Origin of the sequence: Acrocarpospora macrocephala, from assembly GCF_009687865.1 — a bacterium.
GTDB classification, from domain to species: Bacteria; Actinomycetota; Actinomycetes; order Streptosporangiales; family Streptosporangiaceae; genus Acrocarpospora; species Acrocarpospora macrocephala.
Window position 1 is genome coordinate 27,689 of the sequence record NZ_BLAE01000057.1, and the last position, 23,258, is coordinate 50,946.

General features: G+C 71.1%; 17 protein-coding genes. 7 read left to right on the forward strand and 10 right to left on the reverse strand.

The features are described from left to right. Window positions 1–44 precede the first annotated feature (44 nt). The gene (locus Amac_RS39205; RefSeq protein WP_155359486.1) at window positions 45–788 is read left to right on the forward strand and encodes an ABC transporter ATP-binding protein; all 744 of its coding nucleotides are present in this window, start codon (window positions 45–47) and stop codon (window positions 786–788) included. Further along, entirely contained in the window at window positions 785–3,241 is a 2,457-nt protein-coding gene (locus Amac_RS39210; RefSeq protein WP_155359487.1) for an ABC transporter permease, read from the forward strand. The genes Amac_RS39205 and Amac_RS39210 overlap by 4 nt, the downstream gene beginning before the upstream one ends. A gap of 9 nt (window positions 3,242–3,250) precedes the next feature. Here the strand turns inward: Amac_RS39210 and Amac_RS39215 are convergent, their stop codons facing one another. From Amac_RS39215 to Amac_RS39235, 5 genes are all read right to left on the reverse strand, one after another. Next, the gene (locus tag Amac_RS39215; protein WP_155359488.1) at window positions 3,251–4,768 is read right to left on the reverse strand and encodes a S8 family peptidase; all 1,518 of its coding nucleotides are present in this window, start codon (window positions 4,766–4,768) and stop codon (window positions 3,251–3,253) included. Window positions 4,769–4,835: 67 nt separating this feature from the next. After that, window positions 4,836–5,264 carry a hypothetical protein gene (locus Amac_RS39220; RefSeq protein WP_218041563.1) on the reverse strand — a complete coding sequence of 143 codons (429 nt, stop codon included), beginning with the start codon at window positions 5,262–5,264 and terminating at the stop codon, window positions 4,836–4,838. A gap of 36 nt (window positions 5,265–5,300) precedes the next feature. After that, on the reverse strand, window positions 5,301–7,121 hold the full coding sequence (locus Amac_RS39225; RefSeq protein WP_155359489.1) for a M14 family metallopeptidase: 1,821 nt from the start codon (window positions 7,119–7,121) through the stop codon (window positions 5,301–5,303). A 197-nt stretch (window positions 7,122–7,318) separates the two neighbouring features. Beyond that, window positions 7,319–10,288, reverse strand: coding sequence for an AAA family ATPase (locus Amac_RS39230; RefSeq protein WP_155359490.1), 2,970 nt, complete (start codon window positions 10,286–10,288; stop codon window positions 7,319–7,321). 47 nt (window positions 10,289–10,335) lie between these two features. Further along, on the reverse strand, window positions 10,336–11,022 hold the full coding sequence (locus Amac_RS39235; protein ID WP_155359491.1) for a hypothetical protein: 687 nt from the start codon (window positions 11,020–11,022) through the stop codon (window positions 10,336–10,338). A 257-nt stretch (window positions 11,023–11,279) separates the two neighbouring features. Here Amac_RS39235 and Amac_RS39240 point away from each other — a divergent pair, with 257 nt between their 5' ends. Both Amac_RS39240 and Amac_RS39245 read left to right on the forward strand, forming a co-directional pair. Then, window positions 11,280–11,672 (forward strand): carboxymuconolactone decarboxylase family protein, encoded by a 393-nt coding sequence (locus Amac_RS39240; protein ID WP_155359492.1) that lies wholly within the window; start codon window positions 11,280–11,282, stop codon window positions 11,670–11,672. Between the two features lie 16 nt (window positions 11,673–11,688). Next, entirely contained in the window at window positions 11,689–12,447 is a 759-nt protein-coding gene (locus Amac_RS39245) for an SDR family NAD(P)-dependent oxidoreductase (protein ID WP_155359493.1), read from the forward strand. Between the two features lie 12 nt (window positions 12,448–12,459). On the opposite strand, the gene Amac_RS39250 is transcribed toward Amac_RS39245, so the two are convergent. The 5 genes from Amac_RS39250 to Amac_RS39270 all read right to left on the reverse strand — a co-directional run bounded on the left by Amac_RS39250 (window position 12,460) and on the right by Amac_RS39270 (window position 19,048). Next, window positions 12,460–14,148, reverse strand: coding sequence for an L-type lectin family protein (locus Amac_RS39250; protein WP_155359494.1), 1,689 nt, complete (start codon window positions 14,146–14,148; stop codon window positions 12,460–12,462). Window positions 14,149–14,389: 241 nt separating this feature from the next. Next, window positions 14,390–15,637, reverse strand: coding sequence for a nucleotide sugar dehydrogenase (locus Amac_RS39255; protein WP_155359495.1), 1,248 nt, complete (start codon window positions 15,635–15,637; stop codon window positions 14,390–14,392). Between the two features lie 4 nt (window positions 15,638–15,641). Then, window positions 15,642–16,589 (reverse strand): NAD-dependent epimerase/dehydratase family protein, encoded by a 948-nt coding sequence (locus Amac_RS39260; RefSeq protein WP_155359496.1) that lies wholly within the window; start codon window positions 16,587–16,589, stop codon window positions 15,642–15,644. A gap of 106 nt (window positions 16,590–16,695) precedes the next feature. Beyond that, window positions 16,696–17,850 carry a glycosyltransferase gene (locus Amac_RS39265; RefSeq protein WP_155359497.1) on the reverse strand — a complete coding sequence of 385 codons (1,155 nt, stop codon included), beginning with the start codon at window positions 17,848–17,850 and terminating at the stop codon, window positions 16,696–16,698. Further along, entirely contained in the window at window positions 17,843–19,048 is a 1,206-nt protein-coding gene (locus Amac_RS39270) for a hypothetical protein (RefSeq protein WP_155359498.1), read from the reverse strand. The genes Amac_RS39265 and Amac_RS39270 overlap by 8 nt, the downstream gene beginning before the upstream one ends. A 45-nt stretch (window positions 19,049–19,093) precedes the next feature. On the opposite strand from Amac_RS39270, the gene Amac_RS39275 reads away from it, so the two are divergent. Genes Amac_RS39275 through asnB form a run of 3 tightly spaced genes read left to right on the forward strand, consistent with a single transcriptional unit; the run spans window position 19,094 to window position 23,258 of the window. Continuing rightward, a complete protein-coding gene (locus Amac_RS39275) occupies window positions 19,094–20,227 on the forward strand; it encodes a glycosyltransferase (RefSeq protein WP_170322886.1) in 1,134 nt (377 codons plus the stop codon). A gap of 47 nt (window positions 20,228–20,274) precedes the next feature. After that, a complete protein-coding gene (locus Amac_RS39280) occupies window positions 20,275–21,402 on the forward strand; it encodes a glycosyltransferase (protein WP_170322887.1) in 1,128 nt (375 codons plus the stop codon). Further along, complete coding sequence (gene asnB / locus Amac_RS39285; protein WP_155359501.1) at window positions 21,390–23,258, forward strand: asparagine synthase (glutamine-hydrolyzing); 1,869 nt, start codon at window positions 21,390–21,392, stop codon at window positions 23,256–23,258. The genes Amac_RS39280 and asnB overlap by 13 nt, the downstream gene beginning before the upstream one ends.

The following is a 23,258-nucleotide window of genomic DNA, read 5'->3' on the forward strand; positions in this document are numbered from 1 at the left end:
CGCACGCCACTGACATCGCCGCGGGCGACGGGGACGCTCGCAGCATGGAAATCGACGACGAGGCGGCCGTGCGGCTGCGGGCGGTGCGCAAGGTGTACGGCGCCGGCCTGGCCGCCGTCACCGCGCTGGACGAGGTGAGCGTGGACTTCGCCGCGGGCACGTTCACCGCGCTGATGGGACCCTCGGGTTCGGGCAAGTCCACGCTGCTCCAGTGCGCGGCCGGGCTGGACCGGCCGACGTCCGGTGAGGTCCTGCTGGGCGGGACGAGGCTGGGCGAGCTGGACGAGACGCGGCTGACGTTGCTGCGCCGGGACCGGATCGGGTTCGTCTTCCAGGCGTTCAATCTGCTGCCGTTTCTGGACGCCGAGTCCAACGTGGCGCTGCCCCTGCTGCTGGCCGGTCGCCGCCCGCGCCGGGCGGAGACGACGGCGATGCTGGCCGCGGTCGGGCTCACGGACCGGGCCGGTCACCGTCCCGGGCAGCTGTCCGGCGGGCAGCAGCAGCGCGTGGCCATCGCCCGCGCGCTGGTGACCCGCCCGCAGGTGCTGTTCGCCGACGAGCCCACCGGCAACCTGGACTCCGCCACCGGGCGTGGCGTGCTCACGCTGCTCCGCTCCCTGGTGGACGAGCGCGGCCAGACCATCGTCATGGTGACCCACGATCCGGTGGCCGCCTCCTGCGCCGACCGGGTGGTGTTCCTGCGGGACGGCCGTCCGGTCGGCGAGCTGGCCGGGCCGACACCGCAGGCGGTCGCGGAGCGGATGACGGCGCTGGAGACGGCGCCGTGATCCGGCTCATCTGGCCCGGCCTGGCCGCCCGCCGCTCGAGCCTGACCGGCTCGTTCCTGGCCCTCGCGCTCGGCGTCGCGCTGTGCGCGGCCGCCGGCGCCGCCCTCGTCGCCGCGCTCGACCCGCCCGGCGACCGGCCATTGTGGTACGCCACGCCGGACGTGGTGATCGCCGGGCCCGATCGGGCGGGGGGCCGCGGGGAACCAGGGAACGCCGTCCTGCCCCCGGGCGAGCGCGGCCACGTGCCACCTGGCATCCCAGCCCGGCTGGCCGCGCTGGACGGCGCCGGGCGGATGATCGTGGACATGGCCGCCTACGCGCGGCTCGACGGCGCGACCGAGGCCCACCCGTGGTCGGCCGCCGCCCTGCATCCAGGCGTGTTCCTGGCCGGTGGACCGCCACGGACCGACGGCCAGGTCGTGCTGCCCGCGCCGACCGCGCGGCGGCCGGGTGACCCGGTCACGGTGGCCACGGCCGACGGCCCGCGACGGTTCGTGGTCAGCGGAGTGCTGGCCACCCCGGCCCCGCAGGCGCTGTACGTCGCCGACGCCACCGCCGCCCGGCTCGCCCGCGGACGGATCGCCGCGGTGGCCCTGTTCACCCCGTCGGCCGACGCCGACGCCCTGGCCGCCCGCGCGCGGGTGGCGCTGGCCGATCGGCCGGAGCTGCGCGTGCTCACCGGTGAGTCCCGGCGTTCGGCGCACCCTGACCCGGACGCGGGACTGCTGCTGGTCGCCATCACCCTGCTGGGGGAGTCCGCCGCCGTGGCCTGTCTGGTGTCCGCGTTCGTGGTCGCCGGCGCGTTCACCTTCACGGTGGCACAACGGCGGCGGGAGTTCGGGCTGCTGCGCGCCGCCGGGGCCACGCTGCGGCAGATCCGCCGCCTCGTGCTCGGCGAGGCGCTCGGGGTCGGCGTGCTGGCCGGGCTCGCGGGCTGCGCGCTCGGCGCCGCGATCGCGGAGCCGTTCGCTCGCCGGCTGGCCGCCGCCGGTCTGGCGCCGCCCGGTTTCACCGTCCGGATCACCCCGTGGCCGATGGCCGCGGCATTCACCCTCGGTGTGGTCGTGGCCGTCGTCGGCGCCTGGCGGGCGGCCCACCGCGCCGCCGCGGTACGGCCGGTCGAGGCGCTCCGGGAGGCCGCGGTGGAGCGCCCCGCGATGACGTGGGTCCGGTGGCTGGCGGGGCTGGCCTGCCTGGCCGGAATCGTGCCGATCATTCCGCTCATGCGCACCCCGGAGGGGGCCGCGTACCTGCTCGTCGTCGTACTGCTGCTGATCTTCGCGGGCGCGGCGCTGGCCCCGGCTGTCGTTCCGTTCCTGGTCCGGACGCTCACCGTCGCCGGGCGTGGCCCGGTCAGGGTGCTGGCACGCGAGAGCGCGCTGGCCGCCGTTCGGCGGACCGCGGCCACCGCCGTGCCGGTGCTCGCCACCGTGGGGCTCGCCGGGGCGTCCCTGGCCGGTACGGCGACGCTCTCCGCCGCGCAGGCCTTGGGTGCCCGCGACCACGTCACCGCGTCCGCCGTAGTGATCCCCGCGGGGGCGGCGGCGCTGCCGGACCCGGCCGCCGCCACGGCGGAGCGGGTGCCCGGCGTCACGGCGGCCGTACGGATCAAGCAGACGTTCGCCTATGACCGCGACGACCGCATGATCCGGCAGCATGCCGCCTGGTATGTCGACGGAGCCGCCGCGGCACGGGTGCTGCGCCTGCCCGTCACGGCCGGCTCGGCGGCAGGGCTCACCGGCGACACCGTGGCGGTGTCCCAGTCGCTGGCGGAGGCCCACGGCTGGCGGGTGGGGACGAAGGCGGCACTGTGGCTCGGCGACGGCGCCTTGGTACTGCCCCGCGTGGTCGCCACGTTCCGGGACCGGCTGGGGCTGCCCGCCGTGCTGCTGCCGTGGACGACGCTCCACGAGCACTCTTCCGTGCCGCTGCCCGACGCGGTCTACCTGGCCCTCGCCCCCGGCGCCGAGCGCGCCGTCGAGGATGCGGTACGGCCGCTGGGCGGAACGCTGACCTCCACCGGAAAACATCTGTCCACCGTGGACGCCGAGTTCGACACCCTCTCCCGCCTCGCGCTGCTGGCGATCGTCGGCATGGCCGTCGTCTACACCGCCATCTCCATCGTCAACGTCCAGTTGATGGCCGCCGGAGAACGGGCGCGGGAACTGGCCATGCTCCGCCTCGCCGGAGCGACGCCCCGACAGGTGCTGCTCATCGTGGCGCACGAGGCCACGCTGGTCGGTGTCGCCGGCGGCCTGCTCGCCGGTGGAGTCACCGCCGCCACCCTCACCGCGGTCACGGCCGCGTTAAGCCCGCTCGTGTCCGCGGTGCCGATCGTGGTCCCCTGGGCGCCCCTGCTCGCGACCTCGGCCGGCTGCGTGCTGGTGGCACTGCTCACCAGCCTCGCCTGCGCCGTCCCGGCGGCCCGGCGGACCATCTCCCGTCCCGGCTGAGAAGCCAGGTCAGTTGCAGGTGGCGACCTTGATCCAGTAGTTCGGGCGGGTTTGGCGGAGGGAGGTGGTGGTGCCGGTGGTGCCGAGGTACTGGCCGGAGCCGTTGGCGTAGGTGAGGAAGAAGAAGCGGACGGTGGCGCGGCCGGCGGAGACGTGGGTGCTGTTGGCCGCGCGGAAGCAGGGCTGGGGCGATGGGGTGGGCGATGGTGACGCGGACGGAGTCACAGACGGGGTCGCCGTTGGGGTCACAGACGGGGTCGGGGTCGCGGTCGAGGTCGGTGTTGGGGTCGCCGTCGGAGTTGCTGTTGGGGATGGGGATGAGCTGTCGGTTGGTGCGTGGAGGAGGGTGTTAGGGGAGCCTGTGCCGGGGGAGGTGACCTTGTCGGGGGTTGCGTTGGAGATCAGGGTGTCGCGGATTTGTTGCGGGGTGGCGGTGGGGGTGGTGGAGAGGAGGAGGGCGGCGGCGCCTACGACGTGGGGGGTGGCCATGGAGGTGCCGCTGATGGTGTTCTTCGCGGTGGCGGAGGTGTGCCAGGCGGAGACGATGTCGGTGCCGGGGGCGAAGATGTCCAGGCAGGGGCCGAAGTTGGAGTAGGTGGCGCGGGCGTCGGTGCGGGTGGTGGCGCCTACCGTGATGCCGGCGGGGACGCGGGCCGGGGAGGAGTTGCAGGCGTTCGCGTTGCTGTTGCCTGCCGCGAGGCCGTACACGACGCCGGAGTTGATGGAGTTGGTGACGGCGGTGTCGAGAGCCTGGCTGGCGGAGCCGCCGAGGCTCATGTTGGCGACGGCGGGTTTGACGGCGTTCTGGGTGACCCAGTCGATCCCGGCGATCACGCCCGCGGTGGAACCTCGGCCGCTGCAGTCGAGGACGCGGACGGCGACCAGCCGGACGCCCTTGGCGATGCCGTAGGTCGCGCCGCCCACGGTGCCGGCGACGTGGGTGCCGTGGCCGTTGCAATCGGTGGCGTTGGCGTCGTTGTCGACCAGGTCGCGGCCGGAGGTGGCGCGGCCGCCGAAGTCCTGGTGGGTGGTGAGGATGCCGGTGTCGATGATGTACGCGGTGACGTTGGCGGCGGTCGTCGCGTACGAGTAGCGGTTGTTGAGGGGGAGCGCCCGCTGGTCGGTGCGGTCGAGGCCCCAGGAGGGCGGGTTGGGCTGGTCGGTGTCGAGGGTGATGACCCGATCCTGCTCGACGTAGGCCACGTCGGGGTCGGCGGCGAGCCGCTTGGCCTGAGCAGCCGAGGCCCGGAGCGAGAAGCCCTTGAGCGCCCGCTGGTAGACGTTCTTGACCTGACCGCCGTTCTCGGCGACGAGGTCACGCGACTGCGCCCGGACGTCGCCTTCGCGCGGATCCTTCAGGACCACGATGTAACTTCCGGCGATCGACTCGGGCGAGCCCGCCCCGACAATGACGGCGGCGGACGCGGGAGCCGTCAGCGATACGCCCACCAGCGCGGCGGCGAGCACGACGGCCACGCCTCGCGAAAGGAAGACAGCGTGGGGGGATCGGTGCGGTGAGGGGCGCATCGAAGGTCCTTTCCTGGGGAGCGAGTCACGAGCTTCCAGGAAATTTCCGGCTGAATTGGGTCGTATGTCATTTTCGATCTGACGAGCGGAGGGCGCGCAGCACGGCTAGTACAGTCGGCAGTTCGTGGTCGGCCAATGACTCGACCAGTTCGCGTAGCTGCTTGCGCTGGGCGGCGGGGTCGTCGGCGAGCCAGCGCCCGCGTGGGCGGCGCGGGCCCAGCAGGGTCACCAGCGAGTGCGCGGGGAGCCCGAGGATCACCTCCAGTTCCCCTACGGCCGCCAGGGACGACGATCGCTCCGGGCGGGACCTGCCCCGCTGCCAGTTGCTCAGGCTCGCCAGGCTGACCTGCGCCCCGCGCTCCGCGAGGCGCACGTGCAGCCGTTCCAGCGACAGCCCCCGGGCCGCGATGGCGGCCCGGAGCGCCCGTTCGAACGGACCGGTGCGCAGGAGTACGGCGAGTTCCCGTTCGGTCCCACGCACCCGGTCAGCTGCCACACATGTCACAGTTTCACCGCATCGTGGCGGCGTCTATCACTGCTGTGTGATCTTCATGTCATCTATCCCGGCCTCGACCAGTGAGGCGGTCGAGGCGTCCGCGGCCTGCACCGTGATCTGCACGTTCTGCCCGGCGAAGCCGGAGATGTTCGCGGTCCCGGTCGCCCAGGCGCCGTTGCGGTTGCTGGCCGCCCCGAGCTGCTGGAACACCTGGGTGCCGTTGACGAGCACCCGCAGGTAGTCGGCGGTGGAGGAGTTGGATCCGTGCGCGAGGTACCACGAGAACGACAGGGTCAGGGTTCCGGAAGCGGGCAGCGTGATGGACGGCGACCGGATCGACGTCACCCCGCCGTCCACGTCGAAGTCGCCCGCGGCGGCTCCCGCCGAAGCGCCGGTGACCAGGTCGAAGGAGCCGCTCACGGTGGTGCCGAGCTGCTTGGCCCCGCTGGAGGTGGTGGCCGCAGGATCGGCCCGCTCCCACTGGCCCAACGTGGCGGTGTCGGTGCCGAGCGGGTTGGTCGTCCAGCCGGTGGCGGTCTCGAACGTGTCGGTGTAGACGACCGTCGGCGGGGTGGCGTTGCAGTACTGGACCTCCTTGCCGATGATCCGGTAGACGCAGTCGGAGTATTCGAGGAACCGCAGCACGGCCTCGCGCAGGCGGGTGGTCTGGGGGACGATCTGCTCGTCCGGCGGGTAGAAGCCCGGGCTGGAGCTGACCGGATACATCTCGATGGTGTAGGCGAAGATCTTGTAGACGCCCCACATCCAGTCGTCGATGGAACCGTCGGTGATGTAGAGGTCGCTGGCCTGCTCCGGGGTGTACCCGTTGGTGGAGGCCATGTTCTGGCCGAGCGCCGCGTGCGCGTCCCGGTCGTCCTGGGTCAGCCCGGGCGCGGTGTTCGCGGTCGTGTAGCCGTACGGCCAGAGGATCAGTTCGCCGTAGGTGTGCCAGTCGACGGTGGACTTGATCTGCTGGACGCCGCCGACGACCCGGCTTCTGACGAAGTCGGCGACGGCCTTGACCTCGGGGGCGGATTCGGCCGAAGGGCCGCGGTAGGTCTCGCTGGAGGTCGTACCGGACGAGCCGCCGCAGCAGCCCCACTGGTAGCCCCAGTTGCGGTTGAGGTCGGTGCCGACGGCCGAGGAGCCGGTGTTGGGCTGGCGGTTCTTCCGCCAGGAGCGGTAGGAGCCGGTGGCGATGTCGTACTCGCCGCCGTCGGGGTTGAGGTCGGGCATGATCCAGATTTCCCGGCCGTTCACGATGTCGGTGATCCGGGAGTCGGTGCCGTAGTTGTCGGTGAGGAGGTTGAGCAGGTAGATCGCCATTTCCACGGTCAGGTGCTCGCGCGCGTGCTGGTGCGCGGTGAACAGCACCTCGGGCTCGTTCTCGTCGGCGGCCACATTGTCGCTGATCTTGACGGCCATCAGGTCCCGGCCCTGGTACGACGTGCCGTAGCTGATCTTCCTGGCGATCCCGGGATGGTCGGCGACCACCTGGTTCACCACCGCCGTCAGCTCGGCGAAGTTGTGGTAGGCGCTGTCGGCCGCCGGGAAGTCCAGCGGCTGCGGCACCTGGGGACCGAGTTTGGGAGCGAGGACGGTGACGGTGTAGCCGAGTTGCCTGATCGCGGCGACTTCGGCCGCGGTGGCGGTCACCACGACCGAGGTCGCCGCCACTTCGTCGATGGCCGCGCCGGTGGCGGCGATGTCGCTGCGCTGGGGCTGCGTGCTCGCCCCTGAGACCAGATACTGCCGGTTGGGCAGCGGCTCCGCCGCCGACTGTGCCGCGCCGGCGCCGGTGAATCCCCAGGCGCAGAACACAACGAACAGTACGAACCCTGTTAAGACGCGCTTCACCCTTTTTGACCTCCATCTGCGGACTTGTCCACAACGTGAGATGGAGGCACCTTTCGTTCAAGTGCGTCACACGCCCATAAGTCAAGATAGTTACGCGATAGAGTCAGATCGCTGGACTTCTCCCCCAATACTGTGATTTTTCAATGACGAAGGCCCGGCCCCCTCGGAAGAGAGACCGGGCCTTCAGAGAAACAGGGTCAGACTGGCTTGTCCCTGCCGTCGTACCCGAGCAGCCGCATGGCCACGTCGGGTTCCATCGCCGCGGCCAGCAGCTGCGCCCGCTCGTTGGCCCGATCCCGGGCCTCCTCCGCGCGCTTGCGCGTCGCCTGCTGCGCCCGCAGCACCGCGACCATGGCGCCCACCAGACCAGCGAACACCAGGAACCCGACCAGGAAGGCGATCGCCGTGCCCGCCGTGAACCCGCCCGAGGCGCCCAGCTCGGCCGAATCCGGCGTGGCGACACCGCTGCCGAAGGTCACGACCAGCACGACCACGAACACCGCCAGCGCCAGCGAGGCCCCGAGCAGCGCCCACAGCATGCCACGCGACTTGGGCTCCTCCGCCGGCGGCGGCTGGTACGGCTGCGCGTACCCCGGTGCGTACCCGGGTGGCGGCGGCGGAGGCGCAGGCTGCCCGCCGCCGTTCCACGGCACGAACTCGGGCTGCGCCACCTCGGCCACCGGCCCGCCGTTGCCGTTGACCTTCACGATCTCGGCGGTGGCGAAGCTCGGCGGCGGGGTGCCCAGACCGGGGCCGCCGGCCGCGACGGCCACCGGCTCCAGCTGGAGCAGCGGCCGCGCCACCGGCAGCGGCAACATCGAGACGCCGTGCTCCAGGTGCGCCCGCAGCGCCGCCTCGTGATAGGCCTCGATCTCCTCGATGAACTGCACGTCCTTGTAGATCGCGCCGTTCACGACCGTGCCCTGCACGCCCTCCATGACCGCCTTGACGTCGTCGCCGCTGAGCGTCTTGTACGTCTCGAGCGCGTGCGCCACCGCGAGCACTTCCTCCCGGTTCTCCCGGAGCAGGTCCTCGGCCTTCTCCAGCAGCCGCCGCAGCGTGAACTCCACCCGCATGCCGAGCTCGTTGGGCGCGATCCTGTCACCCTTGCTGCCCGGCTGCGCGGCCAGGAAGCCGATCTCCGCGGGCCCACCCCGGCGGCGCTGGTCGGGAGCGCCCGGCATGATCCCCATCTGCTGCAGCGCGGGCAGCGAGGAGATCCCCGCGCCCATGCCCCAGTGCGACTCCATGTGACCGGCCACCATCGTGGCGCTGGCCAGGTCGCTGGAGACGCCGGAGGAGTTGTCATCGCCGAAGAACAGCCGCTCCCCCGCCAGCGAGGCGAGCGAGACCAGGATGTCGGCCTCGTAGGTGGAGCGCCATTCGGTGAACTGGTCCTCCACCGGGATCTGGGACACCATGCCCAGGTAGTACGAGCCCTTCTCGATCGTGGCCAGGTCGATCTCCAGGTTGTGCTGGACCCGGACCGCCATGACCGCGTGGCAGGCCTCGTGCACGGCGGTGGCGTGCCGCTCGCGCTCGACATACTCGACGCCTTCCGGCGGGCCGAGCTTCTTGAGGTGCTTGGCCTTGATCACGTCCTGCCAGGTGATCACCTCGCGGCCGTCCCGGATGGCGGTGATCAGGGACTCGTTGACCAGGTCCTTGATCGTCGCGCCGGTGCCGTACGGCGTGATGGTGGCCAGCTTCTCCATCTGCGCTTCGGTGAGCTCGTGGTTGACCTTGCCGAAGTAGCCCTCGTAGGTGCGGAGCCGGCCCGCCTTCGAGGGGTAGCCGACCTTGTAGATGCGGTCGATCCGGCCGGGCCGCAGCAGCGCCTCGTCCAGCGCGTTGGGCATGTTGGTGGCCATCATGACGAGGATGCGGTACTTGGGCGGGGGCTTGGGGCGCATGCCGAGCAGGCGCCGTACGTGCCGGTTGATGATGCCGCGCGGCTTCTTCAGGCCGGACAGCTCGGTGAGCAGGGCCTGCAGGGTGCCCATGTCACCGCCGCCGCCGCCCATGCCGCCCATCATGAACATGTTCCGGCGGGACTTCGGCTCCTCGGGCGGCGCGAACGCGTTCGCCAGCTGGGAGAGCGTGTCGCCGGACAGGTAGGAGTGCCCGTTGCAGTCGCCCTTCCCGAACGCGCCGGTCATGCCGGGCCCGGTCTGCGGGCCCTGCTGGGCCAGCGAGCCGCGGCGCCCGAGCGAGTCGGCCTCGTCGAAGAAGACGATCACGCCGCCGTACCGCAGGGCCAGCTTGCGCAGCTTGCGGAAGAGCGACTTGACCTTGAGGATGCCGATGCCCATGAACATGTTCACGAACGCGCCCGGATCCACGAACACGTACGGCTTGCCGGTCTCCCCCGCGACCGCCTCGGCCATCAGGGTCTTGCCGGTCCCGGGCGGACCCCACAGCAGCAGACCGCTGGGCACGTAGCCGCCGCGCTGCTCGATCTCGTCGGGCCGCTCCAGGAAGACGATGTTCTCCTTGACCCGCTCGACCACGTGGTCCTGGCCCCAGACGTCGGAGAAGCGCGTCTTGATGTCGTCGGGGAAGTAGGTCTCCATCCCGCCCCGGGACAGGAACCAGAAGATGACCACGAACTGCAGCACGACGAACACCAGGATCATGCTGTACTGGATGATCATCGGCAGCCACGACCACACCAGGGCCGGAGCCTGGAACAGCGCCTGGATCGGCGTCGGGTCGTTGGGCAGCAGCTCGGCCAGGACGAAGGCGATGAGCGTGATCCAGAACGCCCACTTGATCACCCGGGCCAGCCGGAACCTGCCCCAGTCGCTGAAGGTGCGGTGAGTCCATCGCTCGAAGCCGCCGAAGACGCCCTTGGTCCAGAAGCGGTGGTATCCGGCGGATCGCTCGCTGATCAGGAAGTGCACCTGGCGGAGCGCGTCGACGCCGATCAGCCAGAGGATCCACGGGGTGGCGGCGGCCTGCTCGTAGAGGGCGTCCTGGAGGGTCATGATGCCCTCGTACTCGCCATAAGTCTTGAAGCTCAGCAGCAGGAACGCCACGCCCAGGAAAATGATGATCTTCGAGCGGTCCCAGAAGGCCATCTTCTTGCGGGTCTTCGGGTCCCGGTCGTCAGGGCCCGTACCTGGGGGGCGGAGCCCTTCGTATTCCGGTCGGGTGGCCGACTTCATGGCAGCGTCACCACCCGGGTTTCTGATCTATGGACAAGGTGGGCTCCTTACCCGAGCGACTTCCTGATCTTGAATGACTGGGTGATCCCGTCCAGTTCGGTGGCCCGCTGGCGGTAGCAGGTCGCCGAGCAGCGGACGAGCAGGATGGAGACCTTGGTGCTGCCCGCGTTCAGATACCCGGTGAGGTCGAAGGTGTGCGTCTCACCTTGCGGCCCGACCTGGTAGTTGAAGCGGACGTGCACGCCGCTGGTGCCATCCCCGGGCTCGAGCACCTCGTCGTCGAGCAGCTCGAAGTTCTGCAGGGGAAACTCCGGGTTCGACTGCGCGATCTGGTCGCGGTACGACTTGGTCACCGGCCACACCCAGTTGCGCAGCGCGTTCAGCGACATGGTGTCCCGCTGCTCCTCGGTGAGCGGCTGAACCACGGAGTACACGAACGGTTCCTCGGCCTTGACGCCGAAGGGGATGAAATGCTGCGCGCCCGGACTGGCGTCGCCGTCGAAGGCGGCCGTCCAGACGAACTGCGCGCGCATGCGGGCGCTCTCGGAATTGGGATCCTCGCCATAGAGGATCTGCTGGATGGGTTTGTGGTCGACCTTTGACCAGGAGGCCGGAACCTTGAAATAGGTCTCGCCCTCGTTGTCACGGACATACGTGAACTGGGAGCCACCACATCCGGCGAGTCCAGCGACGAGCGCACCCGCCGCGAGGGACGCCAGTCCTGCGATACGCACCCGCGATCTTTTCACCTGGGCCATACCTCCGCTTTGCGGGTCTACGAGGTAGTAGTGCCCGTTTTCCCAGTATCCATCTCACGCTGAGCTTGTTACATCTGGGAAAACTTGACCAAATCTTGCCCAGATCTTAGCTCGACTTGTTACATGATCACAGCATGTGGAAACCCGGGTTTGGTTGAAGTATAAAACTTTTTTCCGCCTGGCCCTGGCGCGCGATCGGGCTGAGGATGGAGATAACGAACCCGGGAGTCTAGATGAGGGAACACGAGGTCGGCGAGGTCGGGCAAGACCTGGGCGACCCGCGGACGCGCGGAATGGAGATCATGAAGCGGGTCTACGGCTGGGAGCACGCCGGCGACGCGCCCGGCGACTTTTTCGCCATGACGGTCGAGCACCTCTTCGCCCAGGTTTGGGGGCGCGGCGTGCTGTCGATGCGGGACCGGCGCCTGCTGCTGATCGCCCTGCTCCTCGGCCAGGGCCTGGACGAGGCGCTCGGCACCCAGCTCGACGCCGCGCTGCGCGGCGGCGACCTGACCGCGGCCGAACTGCGGGAGATGGTCGTCTTCCTCACCCACTACGCGGGCTGGACCCGCGGCGCGAAGTTGAACGACCAGGTCGAAGAGATCATCGCGCGCACCCTCGACTGAACCCTAAGCTGCCGCCATGCCCACCGCACTCATCACCGGCGCCACCGCGGGAATCGGCGCGGCCTACACCCGCCGCCTCGGCGGCGACGGCTTCTCGCTGGTGCTGGTCGCCCGCGACCGGGACCGCCTCGCCGCCGACGCCGCGGTCCTGCGCCGCCGGTACGGCGTCACGGTCGAGACGCTGCCCGCCGACCTGTCCACCGACGCGGGCCTGACGGCGGTCGAGGATCGCCTCGCCCAAGGGGTCGACCTGCTGGTCAACAACGCCGGGTTCGGCCACCCGGGCGAGTTCCTCAAGGTCCCGGTGGAAGCCGAGCTGACCATGCTCAAGGTGCACTGCGAGGCGGTGCTGCGGCTGACCTACGCCGCGCTGCCCGCCATGCGGGAGAAGGGGCGGGGCGGGGTGATCAATGTCGCCTCGGTGGCGGCGTTCTTCTCCCGCGGGACCTACAGCGCGACCAAGGCGTGGGTGGTCAACTTCAGCGGCTCGGTCGCGGCCGAGGTGGCCGGATCGGGCGTGCGGGTGATGGCCCTGTGCCCCGGCTTCGTGCGAACCGAGTTCCACCAGCGGGCCCGGATGGACACCTCCGGCATCCCGGGCTTCCTCTGGCTGGCCGCCGACGACGTGGTCCGGGCCTCGATGCGCGACCTCGCGCTCGGCAAGGTGGTCAGCGTGCCCAGCCTGCGGTACAAGGTGATCGTGGGCGTGGGGCGGCTGCTCCCGCAGAACCAGATCGCCAGGATCTCCACCCGGCTGGGCCGCAGATTCCGCTGAGCGCGCGCTCCTCTAGTAGAGCGGGGGCCTGTTGGTCTCGGCGGCAACGCACGGTTTGTCGGCGGTGCAGCCGCTGCCGGGCGCCACGACCGCGACCGAGGCGGTGAACGATGTGATGACGCCCACCGGCATCGTGCTCACCTGGGTATAGGTCAGCGCGCCGCCCGCGGGCAGGTCGACCGTGGTGTCGATGTCGCCCGTACCGTCCGCGGCGGGGCAGACGGCGCCGCCGGTCGCGGTGCACTTCCACTTCAGCGGCTTGAACGCTGGCGGCCACGTCACGGCGATGGTGGCGTCGTTCATCGCGCCGGGGCCGGGATTGGCCGCTGAGGCGGTGTAGGTGAACTTATCCCCCGCCACGTACGGGTTCGGGTGGGACGAGATCTTCACGACCGCCTTGCCCAAGACCGGCTTGATGGCGGCAGGCTTCACCGAGACCGTGCTGGTCACCTTGTCGTGGCCGGCCTCGATGCCGCCGGTCGCGACGGCGTTGCCGGAGACGGACGTGCCGAGCGCCACGTCGACCCTGACGGGCGGGTAGTGCGCGCCGGGCGCGATGTGCGTCACGCTGGTGCAGCTGACGACGCGGCCCGCGATCGTGCAGGCCCAGCCGTCGCCGCTGGCCGCGGTCGGGGTGACGCCCGCCGGGACGCTCCAGCTCAGCTTGACCGGGTCGTCGGACCAGCCGAGGCTCGGGTTCACGGCGACGTCCAGGTGGTACGCCCCGGTCCGCCCGCCCTGCCAGGGACCGTTGTCGGTCACGGTCAGCTTCAGGTCGGCGTCGAGCGTACGGGCGGAGAAGCCGCCGATCTCGTGCACCGCCGCCGCGTTGCCGGTCGCGGCGGCCCAGCCGACTTTCAGGGTCTTGGGCAGCGGCTCCTGGCGGGGCAGCTTGTCCAGGTCGAGGTCGGTGACGACCGGCGTCGGACCTTTGCCGTCATTGAAGTCGATCCGGACGTTCATGACGTTGCTGGAGTTGATGTCGACGGTGACGTGGCGCTTGGCGTCCGCCCGCCTGGTGGCCGCGTCGATGGCGAGCGGATGGGTGGCCGGATCGAGTGACTTGCCGGAGATGTAGTCATAGCCAGCCGCGGCGGAACCGCGGACGGCGACGCTGTTCGGCTTGAGGCCGGGCCCGCCGGGGCCGCCGGGGGTGCCGGGGGTGCCGGGGGTGCCGGAGAAGTTGCCGAACACGTCGAAGCCGATGCCGACGAACGCGCCGGACAGGCCCTTGTAGCCGAGACCCTCACCGGCGTCGACCTTGGTCTCGGCACCGTCCACGATCCAGAAGGCGATGCCGTCCGCGCCGAACTTGCCGGTGGTCGGCTTGCCTTTGTACTGGTACATGTCGAACTCGAACCTGACGCCACGTTCGGCCTTGATCGGCTTGTCGAGCAGCAGCGAGCCCGCGTTGAAGCCGCTGTTGCCGGTGAGGCGGAACGCGCCGCCGCCGTCGGGGTCCGCCTTCGCCCTTCCGTCCACGACCTCGCGGCAGGCCGGGAGGAAACCGGCCACGGTGGCGGTGGCGGCCGTAGCGCACGGACTGTCGGCGCCCCGGGGGCTGCCGATCACCCAGCCGCTGGAGGAGATCCTGGCCCCGGCGAACGACTCGGAGCTTAGCGGCACCGCCGACGCCGACGAGGTCGCGACTGTGACGCTGAGGCCGGCGAGCACGGTGGCGGCCGCGATGCGGCCGACCACCTGCGCTCTCCGCGGACGCGGGCGTCCGATATCCATAGCTTTCCCCCGATTTTGAGCAATCCGCACGACCGGCGGTGCGTACTCCTCGAATCGACGGAGATTTCCTCAGAAAGCCGATGTCGGGCACAGACCGCAAGGCCAGGCGTTCACGACATGTATCGGCAGTTCCGACCCAAAGGAAACATAAGCCAAATAGGGACAAATGGCTCTATATCCGCTTCACTTGGGGAATTCTTGAAGGCTACAGCAACTCCACGTTGTGCCCCTCGCAACGGCGGCGAGTGTCGAAAACGTAGGCCGCGTGCTCCTGCACCAGGGCGTAGTCGAACACGTCGTGGTCGGTGAGCAGCACCACCGCGTCGGCCCTGCGCAGCTCGGCGGCGGTCAGCTCGACCGGCTCCACCCCGGCCGGCGGCTCCGCGTAGGGATCCACGGCCGCGACGTCCGCGCCCAGCCGCCGCAGCCGCTTGGCCACCTCCGCCGCGGGCGACTCCCGCGCGTCCCCGGTGTTCTTCTTGTACGCCATGCCGAGCAGCAGCACCCGGCTCCCCCGCATCGCCAGCCCCCGCTGGTTCAGCCCCAGCATCACCCGATGCGCCACATAGTCGGGCATGTGCTCGTTGACGTCGTTGGCCAGCTCCACGAACCGGAAGTTGTGCCCCAGCGACCGCTTCACCTTCCACGACAGGTACGAGGGGTCGATCGGCAGGCAGTGCCCGCCCACCCCCGGCCCCGGCACGAACCGCAGGTAGCCGAACGGCTTGGTGGACGCCGCGTCGATGGACTCCCACACGTCGATGCCCAGCTCGGCGGCGAACACCGCCAGCTCGTTGACCAGCGCGATGTTGACGTGCCTGAAGGTGTTCTCCAGCAGCTTGGACAGCTCGGCGACCCGGGTCCCCGACACCGGCACGACCCGCTCCACGACGGAGCCGTAGAACTCCGACACCGCCCGCAGCGAGGACTCCGACACGCCCGACACGATCTTCGGCGTGTTGGCGAGCCCCCAGTGCGGGTTGCCCGGGTCGATGCGCTCCGGGCTGTAACCCAGGTGGAAGTCCTCCGGGGCACGCAGCCCGCTGCCGTCCTCCAGGATCTCCTGCAGGAGCTCCTCGGTGGTGCCCGGATAGGTGGTGGACTCCAGCACGACCGTACGGCCCGGCCGCAGCAGCGGCGCGATGGACCGGCCGGCCGAGACGATGTGGCTGAGGTCGGGCGCGCCGTCCCTGAGCGGCGTCGGCACCGTGATCACGCAGACGTCGAAGTCCGGGCTCTCGGCCGGATCCAGCACCGCGCGGTAGCGCCCGGCTTCCAGGATCGCCTCCAGCCGGGCCGAGGACACGTCCTCCACGAAGGACTCGCCCGCGTTGAGGAGCTTGACCCGGCAGATGTCGACGTCCACGCCGGTCACGTCGTAGCCCGCCTCGGCGGCCTGCACGGCTAGCGGCAGGCCGACGTATCCCTGCCCGATGACCATGAGTTTGCGCATATTTTCACACCGTCCCAGCGGTAGTCAGCGTACGTTCGAACCAGGCCACCGTGTGCTTCAGACCGTCGCCCAGCGGCACCGGGTCGACGGTCGGGAACAACCTGGTGAGCTGGTCGCAGGCGGCCTGCGAGTGGCGCACGTCGCCCAGCCTGGCGGGCACATGCCGGGTGGCCGGCGGCTTCCCGAGGATCTCGCCGATCAGGGTCACCAGGTGGTTGACCGTGATCCGGGTGCCGAAGGCCAGGTTGACCGGGGCCGGGCTGGTGACCCGGCGCAGGGCCGCGTCGGCCAGCAGCCGCACGACCGTGCCGACGTAGGTGAAGTCCCTGGTCTGCTCCCCGTCGCCGTGCACGGTGACCGGCTCGCCGCGCAGCGCCGCGTCCACGAAGGCGGGGATCACGGCGGCGTACGCGTGCCCGGCGGCCTGCAGCGGGCCGTACACGTTGAAGAACCGGAGCGGCAGCACCGGCAGCCCGAACGAGGAGCCGTAGGCCAGCGTGTACGCCTCGGCCGCCAGCTTGCTCGCGCCGTACGGGCTGAGCGGGCGGGTGGCCAGGTCCTCGTGCTTGGGCGTCACCTCGGTGTCGCCGTACACCGAGGAGGACGAGGCGAGGATCAGGTGCGCGCCGCTCGCGCGGCACGCCTCCAGCACGTTCATCGTCCCGGTCGCGTTGACGTCGTGGCTGGCCACCGGGTCGGCCAGCGATCTGGGCACGGACGGCCTGGCGGCCAGGTGCACCACCGTGTCGGCGGCGGCGGCCAGCTGGTCGAGCAGCGGCCGGTCCAGGATCGAGCCCTCGACGAGTTCGGCCGAGCTGCCCTCCAGGTTGGCGGCGCTCCCCGTGCTCAGATCGTCCAGCGCGACCACCCCGCGTACGCCGGGAAATCCCGTCAGAAAAGCGCAGAGATTCGCCCCGATGAATCCCGCGCCACCGGTGATCAGCACTCGCATATCCCACCCCAATGGCATGTGATCGATATTCGAGATCACTTTAGGACCGGGGTCGCGGAAATGCGTGTACCGCGATTTCCGTGTCGCCTGGCGGTGAAATTGCCATTCACCGTGCGCCGGAAATATCCGCCAGGACCGGGTTGTGCCGATAAAGGTCCTCATAAAGCGCGCGCACGTCGTCCACGAAACGCGGAATGCCGAAGAGGCGTTCGGCCCGGGCGGCGGCGGCCCGGCCCAGCCGGTCGGCCAGGTCCCGGTCGGTGAGCAGCAGGATCGCCGCCGCCGCCAGTTCCCGGCTGTCGCAGCCGGTGAGCAGCCCGGTGGAGCCGTCCGCGACCACCTCGGGCACGCTGCCGACCCGGGTGGCCACGCACGGCACGCCGGACAGCGCGGCCTCGATCAGCGACAGCGGGGTGCCCTCGTTGTCGGAGGTGAGCAGGACCAGGTCGGCGGCCGCGTGCACGGTCTCCAGGTCGGGCCGCCAGCCGAGCAGGCGCAGCCCCGGCACGCCGCGCAGCGTGTCGGCGAGGTCGCCGTCCCCGCACACGGCGAAGTGCGCGTCCGGCACCGTGCCCCGGATCAGGCGGGCCGCCTCCAGGAACCGGTCGGGGCGTTTGACCTGGGTGATCCGGCCGATGTAGGCGACCACGGGCACGTCCTGCGGCAGCCCGAGCTCGACGCGGGCCTGCCTGCGCGGCGGCAGCGGCGGCACGCGGGTGCCCGGGGGCAGCACCGTGAACTTCTCCGGCCGCCCGATGCCGGCCGCGAGCAGGTCGTCGCGGACCTGCTCGCCGACCGCGACCAGGCGGTGGCTGAGCCGGGCCAGGCCGCGCTCGGTCGCGATCATCGCGGCCCGTTTCGGCCCGGTGAAGTAGCCGTGCAGCAGGTGCCCGTGGAAGGTGTGCACCCGGGCGGGCACCCGGGCGATCGTGGCGGCCACCCGCCCGAGCGCGCCCGCCTTGGCGGTGTGGGTGTGCACGATGTGCGGCCGGAACGCGCGCATCTCGCGAACCAGCCGGGCCAGCGCGCGGAGGTCGTCGCGGGGCCCGATCGAGCGGCCGAGGCCAGGCACCCGGATCGCCGCCGCGCCCTGCCCGCGCAGGTCCAGGTAGTCGCCCTCGCCCGGGGCCAGCGCGCCGGTGTAGATGCGCTGCTCGAACCGGGCCGGGTCGAGGTGGTTGAGCAGCGTCACCGCCTGCAGCGCGGGACCGCCCACGTTCATCCGCGCGATCACCCGCATGATCCTGATCCGCTTACCCATGTACGGCCTCCGCGTGCTCCTTGGGGGCCCGTTGTGGCCCGGCCGGAAGTTTGGTCCACGCCAGGGCCGACAACAGGCTCGTGACCATGACGATTGGCATGCGCTGGCGAAGGATTAGGCCCACGTTTGCCATCGTCGTGGCGTACGCGAGGGTCGCCGGAAGCAGGAAGAGTGCCAGGATCAGCAGCAGGCGCGGATCTCGCCGCCACAGCCGCCGGGCCCCGACGGCGGCCAGCACGAGCAGCACGTACCAGAGCAAGGTCTCGATCTTGCCGAGCTGGAAGACCAGGCTGCCGTCGGCCCACGGGAACGGCGAGAACACGGTGTAGAGCAGTTTCGGGCCGAGGGCCGCCCACGGGTCGCCGCCGTCGGTGAACAGCACCCCGGAGCCGCCGCCCGCGTTGGCCTGCCGGACGAGCATGGACTGGCCGCGATCGAGCTGCTCCCGCATGATGTCCAGCGGCGGCCCCTGCAGCATGAGCAGCCCGGCCACCGCCGCCACCAGGCCGATCCCCATCGCCCGCCGCGACCGCAGCAGCCCGACCGCGAGGGGCAGCGCGCACATGAACACCATGTAGGGCCGCACGTGCCACAGCGTCCACAACGCCAGCGCCAGCAGCAGCAGCTTGCGCACGTCGAAGCGGTGCAGGTGGGACAGGACCAGATACAGGGAGGACACCACGAGGAACGCGTTGATGCCATCCTTGAACGTGTCCGAGGTGTGGAACAGGAACGACGGCATGTACGCGGCCAGCGCCAGCAGCCGGAACGCCGCCCGCTCGTCCGCGCCCACCAGCAGCGCGGCCCGGTAGAGCACCACGCACAGCGCGCAGGCCACCAGACCCACCACGGCCGTGCAGGCCAGCGGCGCAGGACCGCCGCAGAAGGTGATGACCAGGGCGAACAGGTTGCACGGCACGGCCACCGCGTGGAGGTTGCTCATCTCGGCGGCGGTGACGAAGCGGAAGCCCGACATATCCCAGTACCGCGCGATGTCGGTGGCCCAGGCTTCGTAGGTGAGGTTGTCGCCGCCGTACCCGAGCAGGTCGGCCCTGATCACCAGGGTGTGCACGATCAGCCGGACGGCGAGCGCCACCAGCAGGACCGGCAGCACTTTCACCGCCACGTGTTTCGGGAAGCAGGCCCACACCATCCAGGTGAGCAGCACCGCCACCAACCCCACCACCACGAACTCCACGCCGACCTCCTTGCACCGATGATCACGCTGAGTACTATCACGGTCATGCTCCGTAACTATCCGCGCCGTCCCGACATGGTGGTTCAGCTCATCGGTCATCTCGGCTCAGGTGGTGCGGAACACCAGGTCGTGCTGCTGGCCAGGGAACTGAAGGCCCGGGGGGTGCGCAGCGAGGTCCTGGTGATGTTCGGCGGCGGGCCGCGCGAGGCGCACCTGCGCCAGGCGGGCATCCCGGTCGTGGACCTGGGCTTCCGCACGTTCCTGCGGCACGGCTGGCGCGCGCTGCCCGCCAGCTTGCGGGCCTGCGTCCGGATGGTGCGCTACCTGCGGCGGACCCGCCCGGACGTGCTGCACGCGCACCTGTTCCCGTGCTACGTGGCCGCCGCCGCGCTGGCCCGGCCGGCCCGGGTGCGGGTGCTGGTGGCCGGCCGCCACACCGCGCCCGGCCAGCACCGGCTGCCGGCGCTGACGCGCGTGCTCGACCGGTGGGCCAGCAAGCGCGCCGACCACCTGGTGGCGGTCAGCCAGGAGCTGGCCCGGCAGGTCGGCCGGGTGACCAGGACACCCGCCGCCAAGATCGGGGTCGCCTACAACGGGCTGTCCACCGCGGCCTTCGCCCGGCATATCCCGGCCCAGCTCGCCACCGAGCGGCCGGTGATCCTGGCGGTCGGGAACCTGCACCGGTGGAAGGGGCACAGTGTCCTGGTCGGCGCGGCGGCCCTGCTGAAGCAGCGCGGCCTGGACTGCACGGTGATCGTGCTCGGCGAGGGCCCCGAGCGGGAGGCGCTCTCACTGCAGGCGCGGACGTTCGGGCTGGACCTGCGGCTGCTCGGCGCGCGGCCGGACGTGGGGCGGTGGCTGGCGCGGGCCGATGTGGTCGCCCATCCGTCACTGTCCGAACCGCTCGGGATCGCCGTGATGGAGGCGATGGCGGCCGGAGTGCCGGTGGCCGCCAGCGCGGTCGGCGGCATCCCCGAACTGCTGACCGGCCGTGGCCTGCTGGTCCCGCCCGGCGACGCCGAGGCGCTGGCCCTAGCGCTGGAACGGCTGCTCCGCGACCCCGCGCGCGCCGCCGCGCTGGCCGCCGCCGCGCAGACGTGGAGCAGGGAGCACCTGCACGCCGGGGCGACCGTGGACCGGCATTTGAGCATCTATGGCCAACTGCTGTCCTGCAGATAGCTCGCGCGTTCATGGCGGTGCGCAGCCGCTGGACTACCCTGCGCGATATGCCGATCTTGACCAGGGCTCCGGCCCGCGTCCGCCGGGTCTGCCTGCTCATCGACCAGCTCGGGCGCGGCGGAACTGAGAAACAGCTGGTCCTGCTGGCCGCGGGCCTGCGGGACGAGGGCGTCGACGTCACGGTGCTGGTGCTGTTCGAAGGCGGGCCGCGCGAGCGGGAACTCCACGATCGCGGCGTCCGGGTGGTACGGCTCGGCCTGAGACGAATAGGCGGGGCCCCGTGGACAGCGGCGGCGAACGGGTGGGCGCTGGGGCGGCTGGTGGCGCTGCTGCGCCGCGAGATGCCCGATGTGCTGCACTGCTTCCTGACGAGGGGTTACCTGCTCGGGGTGCCCGCAGGGCGGCTGGCCGGGGTGCCGGTCGTGGTGTCCGGGCGGCGGAGCGTGGCTCCCCCGGGCGGGCGAGTGCTGAAGGCCGCCGTGCGCGGGGCCAATCGCCTGACCGACCTGGTGATCGCCAACGCGTACGCGGTGGCCAACCGGGCGGCGCACGCCGAATCATTGACGCTGGGCAAGCTCGCCGTGGTCTACAACGGGCTCCCGGCGAGCGCGTTCGAAGCGGCGCCGCCGCTCGCGCTGGACGCCCGCGGGCCGGTGCTCGCGTGCGTGGCCAACCTGCGGCCGGAGAAGGGGCATCGGGATCTGCTGGCGGCGGCGAGCCGTACCGGCTGCGTGGTGGCACTCGCCGGGGAGGGACCCGAGCGGGCCGCGCTGGAGCGCGAGGCCGCGCGGCTGGGCGTGGACGCCCGGTTCCTCGGCGCGGTCCCGGACGTCCGGCCGCTGCTGGCCCGGGCCGACGCCGTGGTGCTGCCGTCGCTGGTTGAAGGGCTGAGCAACGCGGTCATGGAGGCGATGGCGGCCGGGCGGCCGGTGATCGCCACCGCCGTCGGCGGCACGCCGGAACTGCTCGGCGGCGAGCCCAGGCGCGGGTTGCTGGTGCCACCGAAAGCCCCGGACGCGCTGGCCCAGGCGATCACCGAGGTGCTCGGCGGCGCCCATCCCGGGCTCGGCGAGACCGCCAGGAACTGGGCCAGGTCCACGCTCGGCATCGACCAGCTGGTGGCCGAGCACATCCGCCTGTACGGAGAACAGTTGGAGCGGCTATGTGCGGAATAGCGGGACATATCTCCTCAGCGGGGGCGGACCACGAGCTGGTCCGGCGCATGTGCGACGCGCTCGTGCACCGGGGGCCCGACGGGGACGGCTACCACTGCGGCGAGACCGCCGGTCTCGGCATGCGACGGCTGGCGATCATGGACGTGGCCGGGGGCGCGCAGCCGGTGCGCAACGAGCGCGGCGACGTCACGGCCGTGTTCAACGGCGAGCTGTACAACTTCCCCGAGCTGCGCGCCGAACTCCTGGCGAAGGGCCACCGGCTGGCCAGCTCCTCGGACTCCGAGCTGATCACCCACCTGTACGAGGACTACGGCGACGACCTCGTGCGCCGCCTGCGCGGCATGTTCGCCTTCGCGCTGTGGGACGACACCCGGCAGCGGCTGCTGCTGGCCAGGGACCGGCTCGGCAAGAAGCCGCTCTACTACCGCGACCACCGGGGGAGCCTGACCTTCGCCTCCGAGCTGAAGGCGATGGACGTGCCGCGCACGGTGGATCTCGCCGCGCTGCACCACTACCTGACCTACCGGTACGTGCCCGCCCCTCACTCGATCGTGGCCGGGGTCAGGAAACTCCCGCCCGGGCACGTGCTGAGCTGGCAGGCCGGGCGTACGGACGTCCGCCGCTACTGGCGGCTGGACGCCTCGCCCCGGCCGGTCGGCGACGAGGCCGGGGAGGCGGAGCGGCTCAGGGAACTGCTGCTGGACGTGACGCGGCGGCGCCTGGCGGGGGAACGCCCGGTGGGGGCGTTCCTGTCCGGCGGGCTCGACTCGGCGGCGGTGGTCGCGGCCATGGCCCGGGTCAGCAACGCGCCCGTGCGCACGTTCACGATCGGCTTCACCGATCCCCGGTTCGACGAGCGCGGCCCCGCGCGGGCGGTCGCCGCCCGGTACGGGACCGACCACCGCGACTACGTCATCACGCCGTCGGCCATCGAGTCCGTGGCCGAGGTGGCCCGGCGTTTCGACGAGCCGTTCGCGGACGCCTCGGCGATCCCGAGCCTGGCGGTGGCCCAGCTGAGCAGCGAGCACGTGACCGTGGTGCTCAACGGCGACGGCGGCGACGAGTGCTTCGCGGGTTACCGGCGCCACCTGCTGATGGCGCGACTGGACCGGATGCGGGTGCCCGGCGTGCTCGGGCGCGGCCTATCCGCCGCCGGTTCCGCGCTGATCTCCCGGGGCTCCCCCGGCACGCTGCCGCGCCAGGCCGGGTGGGCCCTGCGCACGCTCGGCCAGCCGCCCGCCCGGCGCTACGCGGGCCTGATGACCTGCTTCGACCACGCGGCCAAGCGCGCGCTCTACACGCCCGAGGTCGCCGCGTCGCTGGCGCACCTGGACAGCGCCGCCCTGGTGGACGAGGCGTTCGCGGCCTCCCGCGCGGGGACCACGCTCGGCCGTGCCGTGGACGCCGACATCTCCACCTACCTGCCGGGAGATCTCCTGGTGAAGGCGGATATCAGCACCATGGCCCACTCCATCGAGGCGCGCTCGCCCTTCCTCGACCACCACCTGATGGAATGGGCGGCCGGGCTGCCCGACCACTTCCGGATCAGGAAAGGCAGGACGAAACACCTGCTCCGCACCGCCGTGGCCCCCTGGCTGCCGGCCGAGACGCTCGCCCAGCCCAAGAAGGGCTTCGGCGTGCCGCTGGCCGCCTGGCTGCGCACCTCGCTGCGCGAGCTCGTCCACGACACGCTGACCGACCACACCGCGGGCTCCCGGGGGATCTTCCAGCCCGAGCTGGTGTCCCGGATGCTCGCCGAGCACATGGCGGGACGTGACCACGCCACCCGGCTCTGGACGCTGCTCCAGCTGGAACTCTGGCATCGTTCCGCCGACCGGCCCGCCGTGCCCGTATGA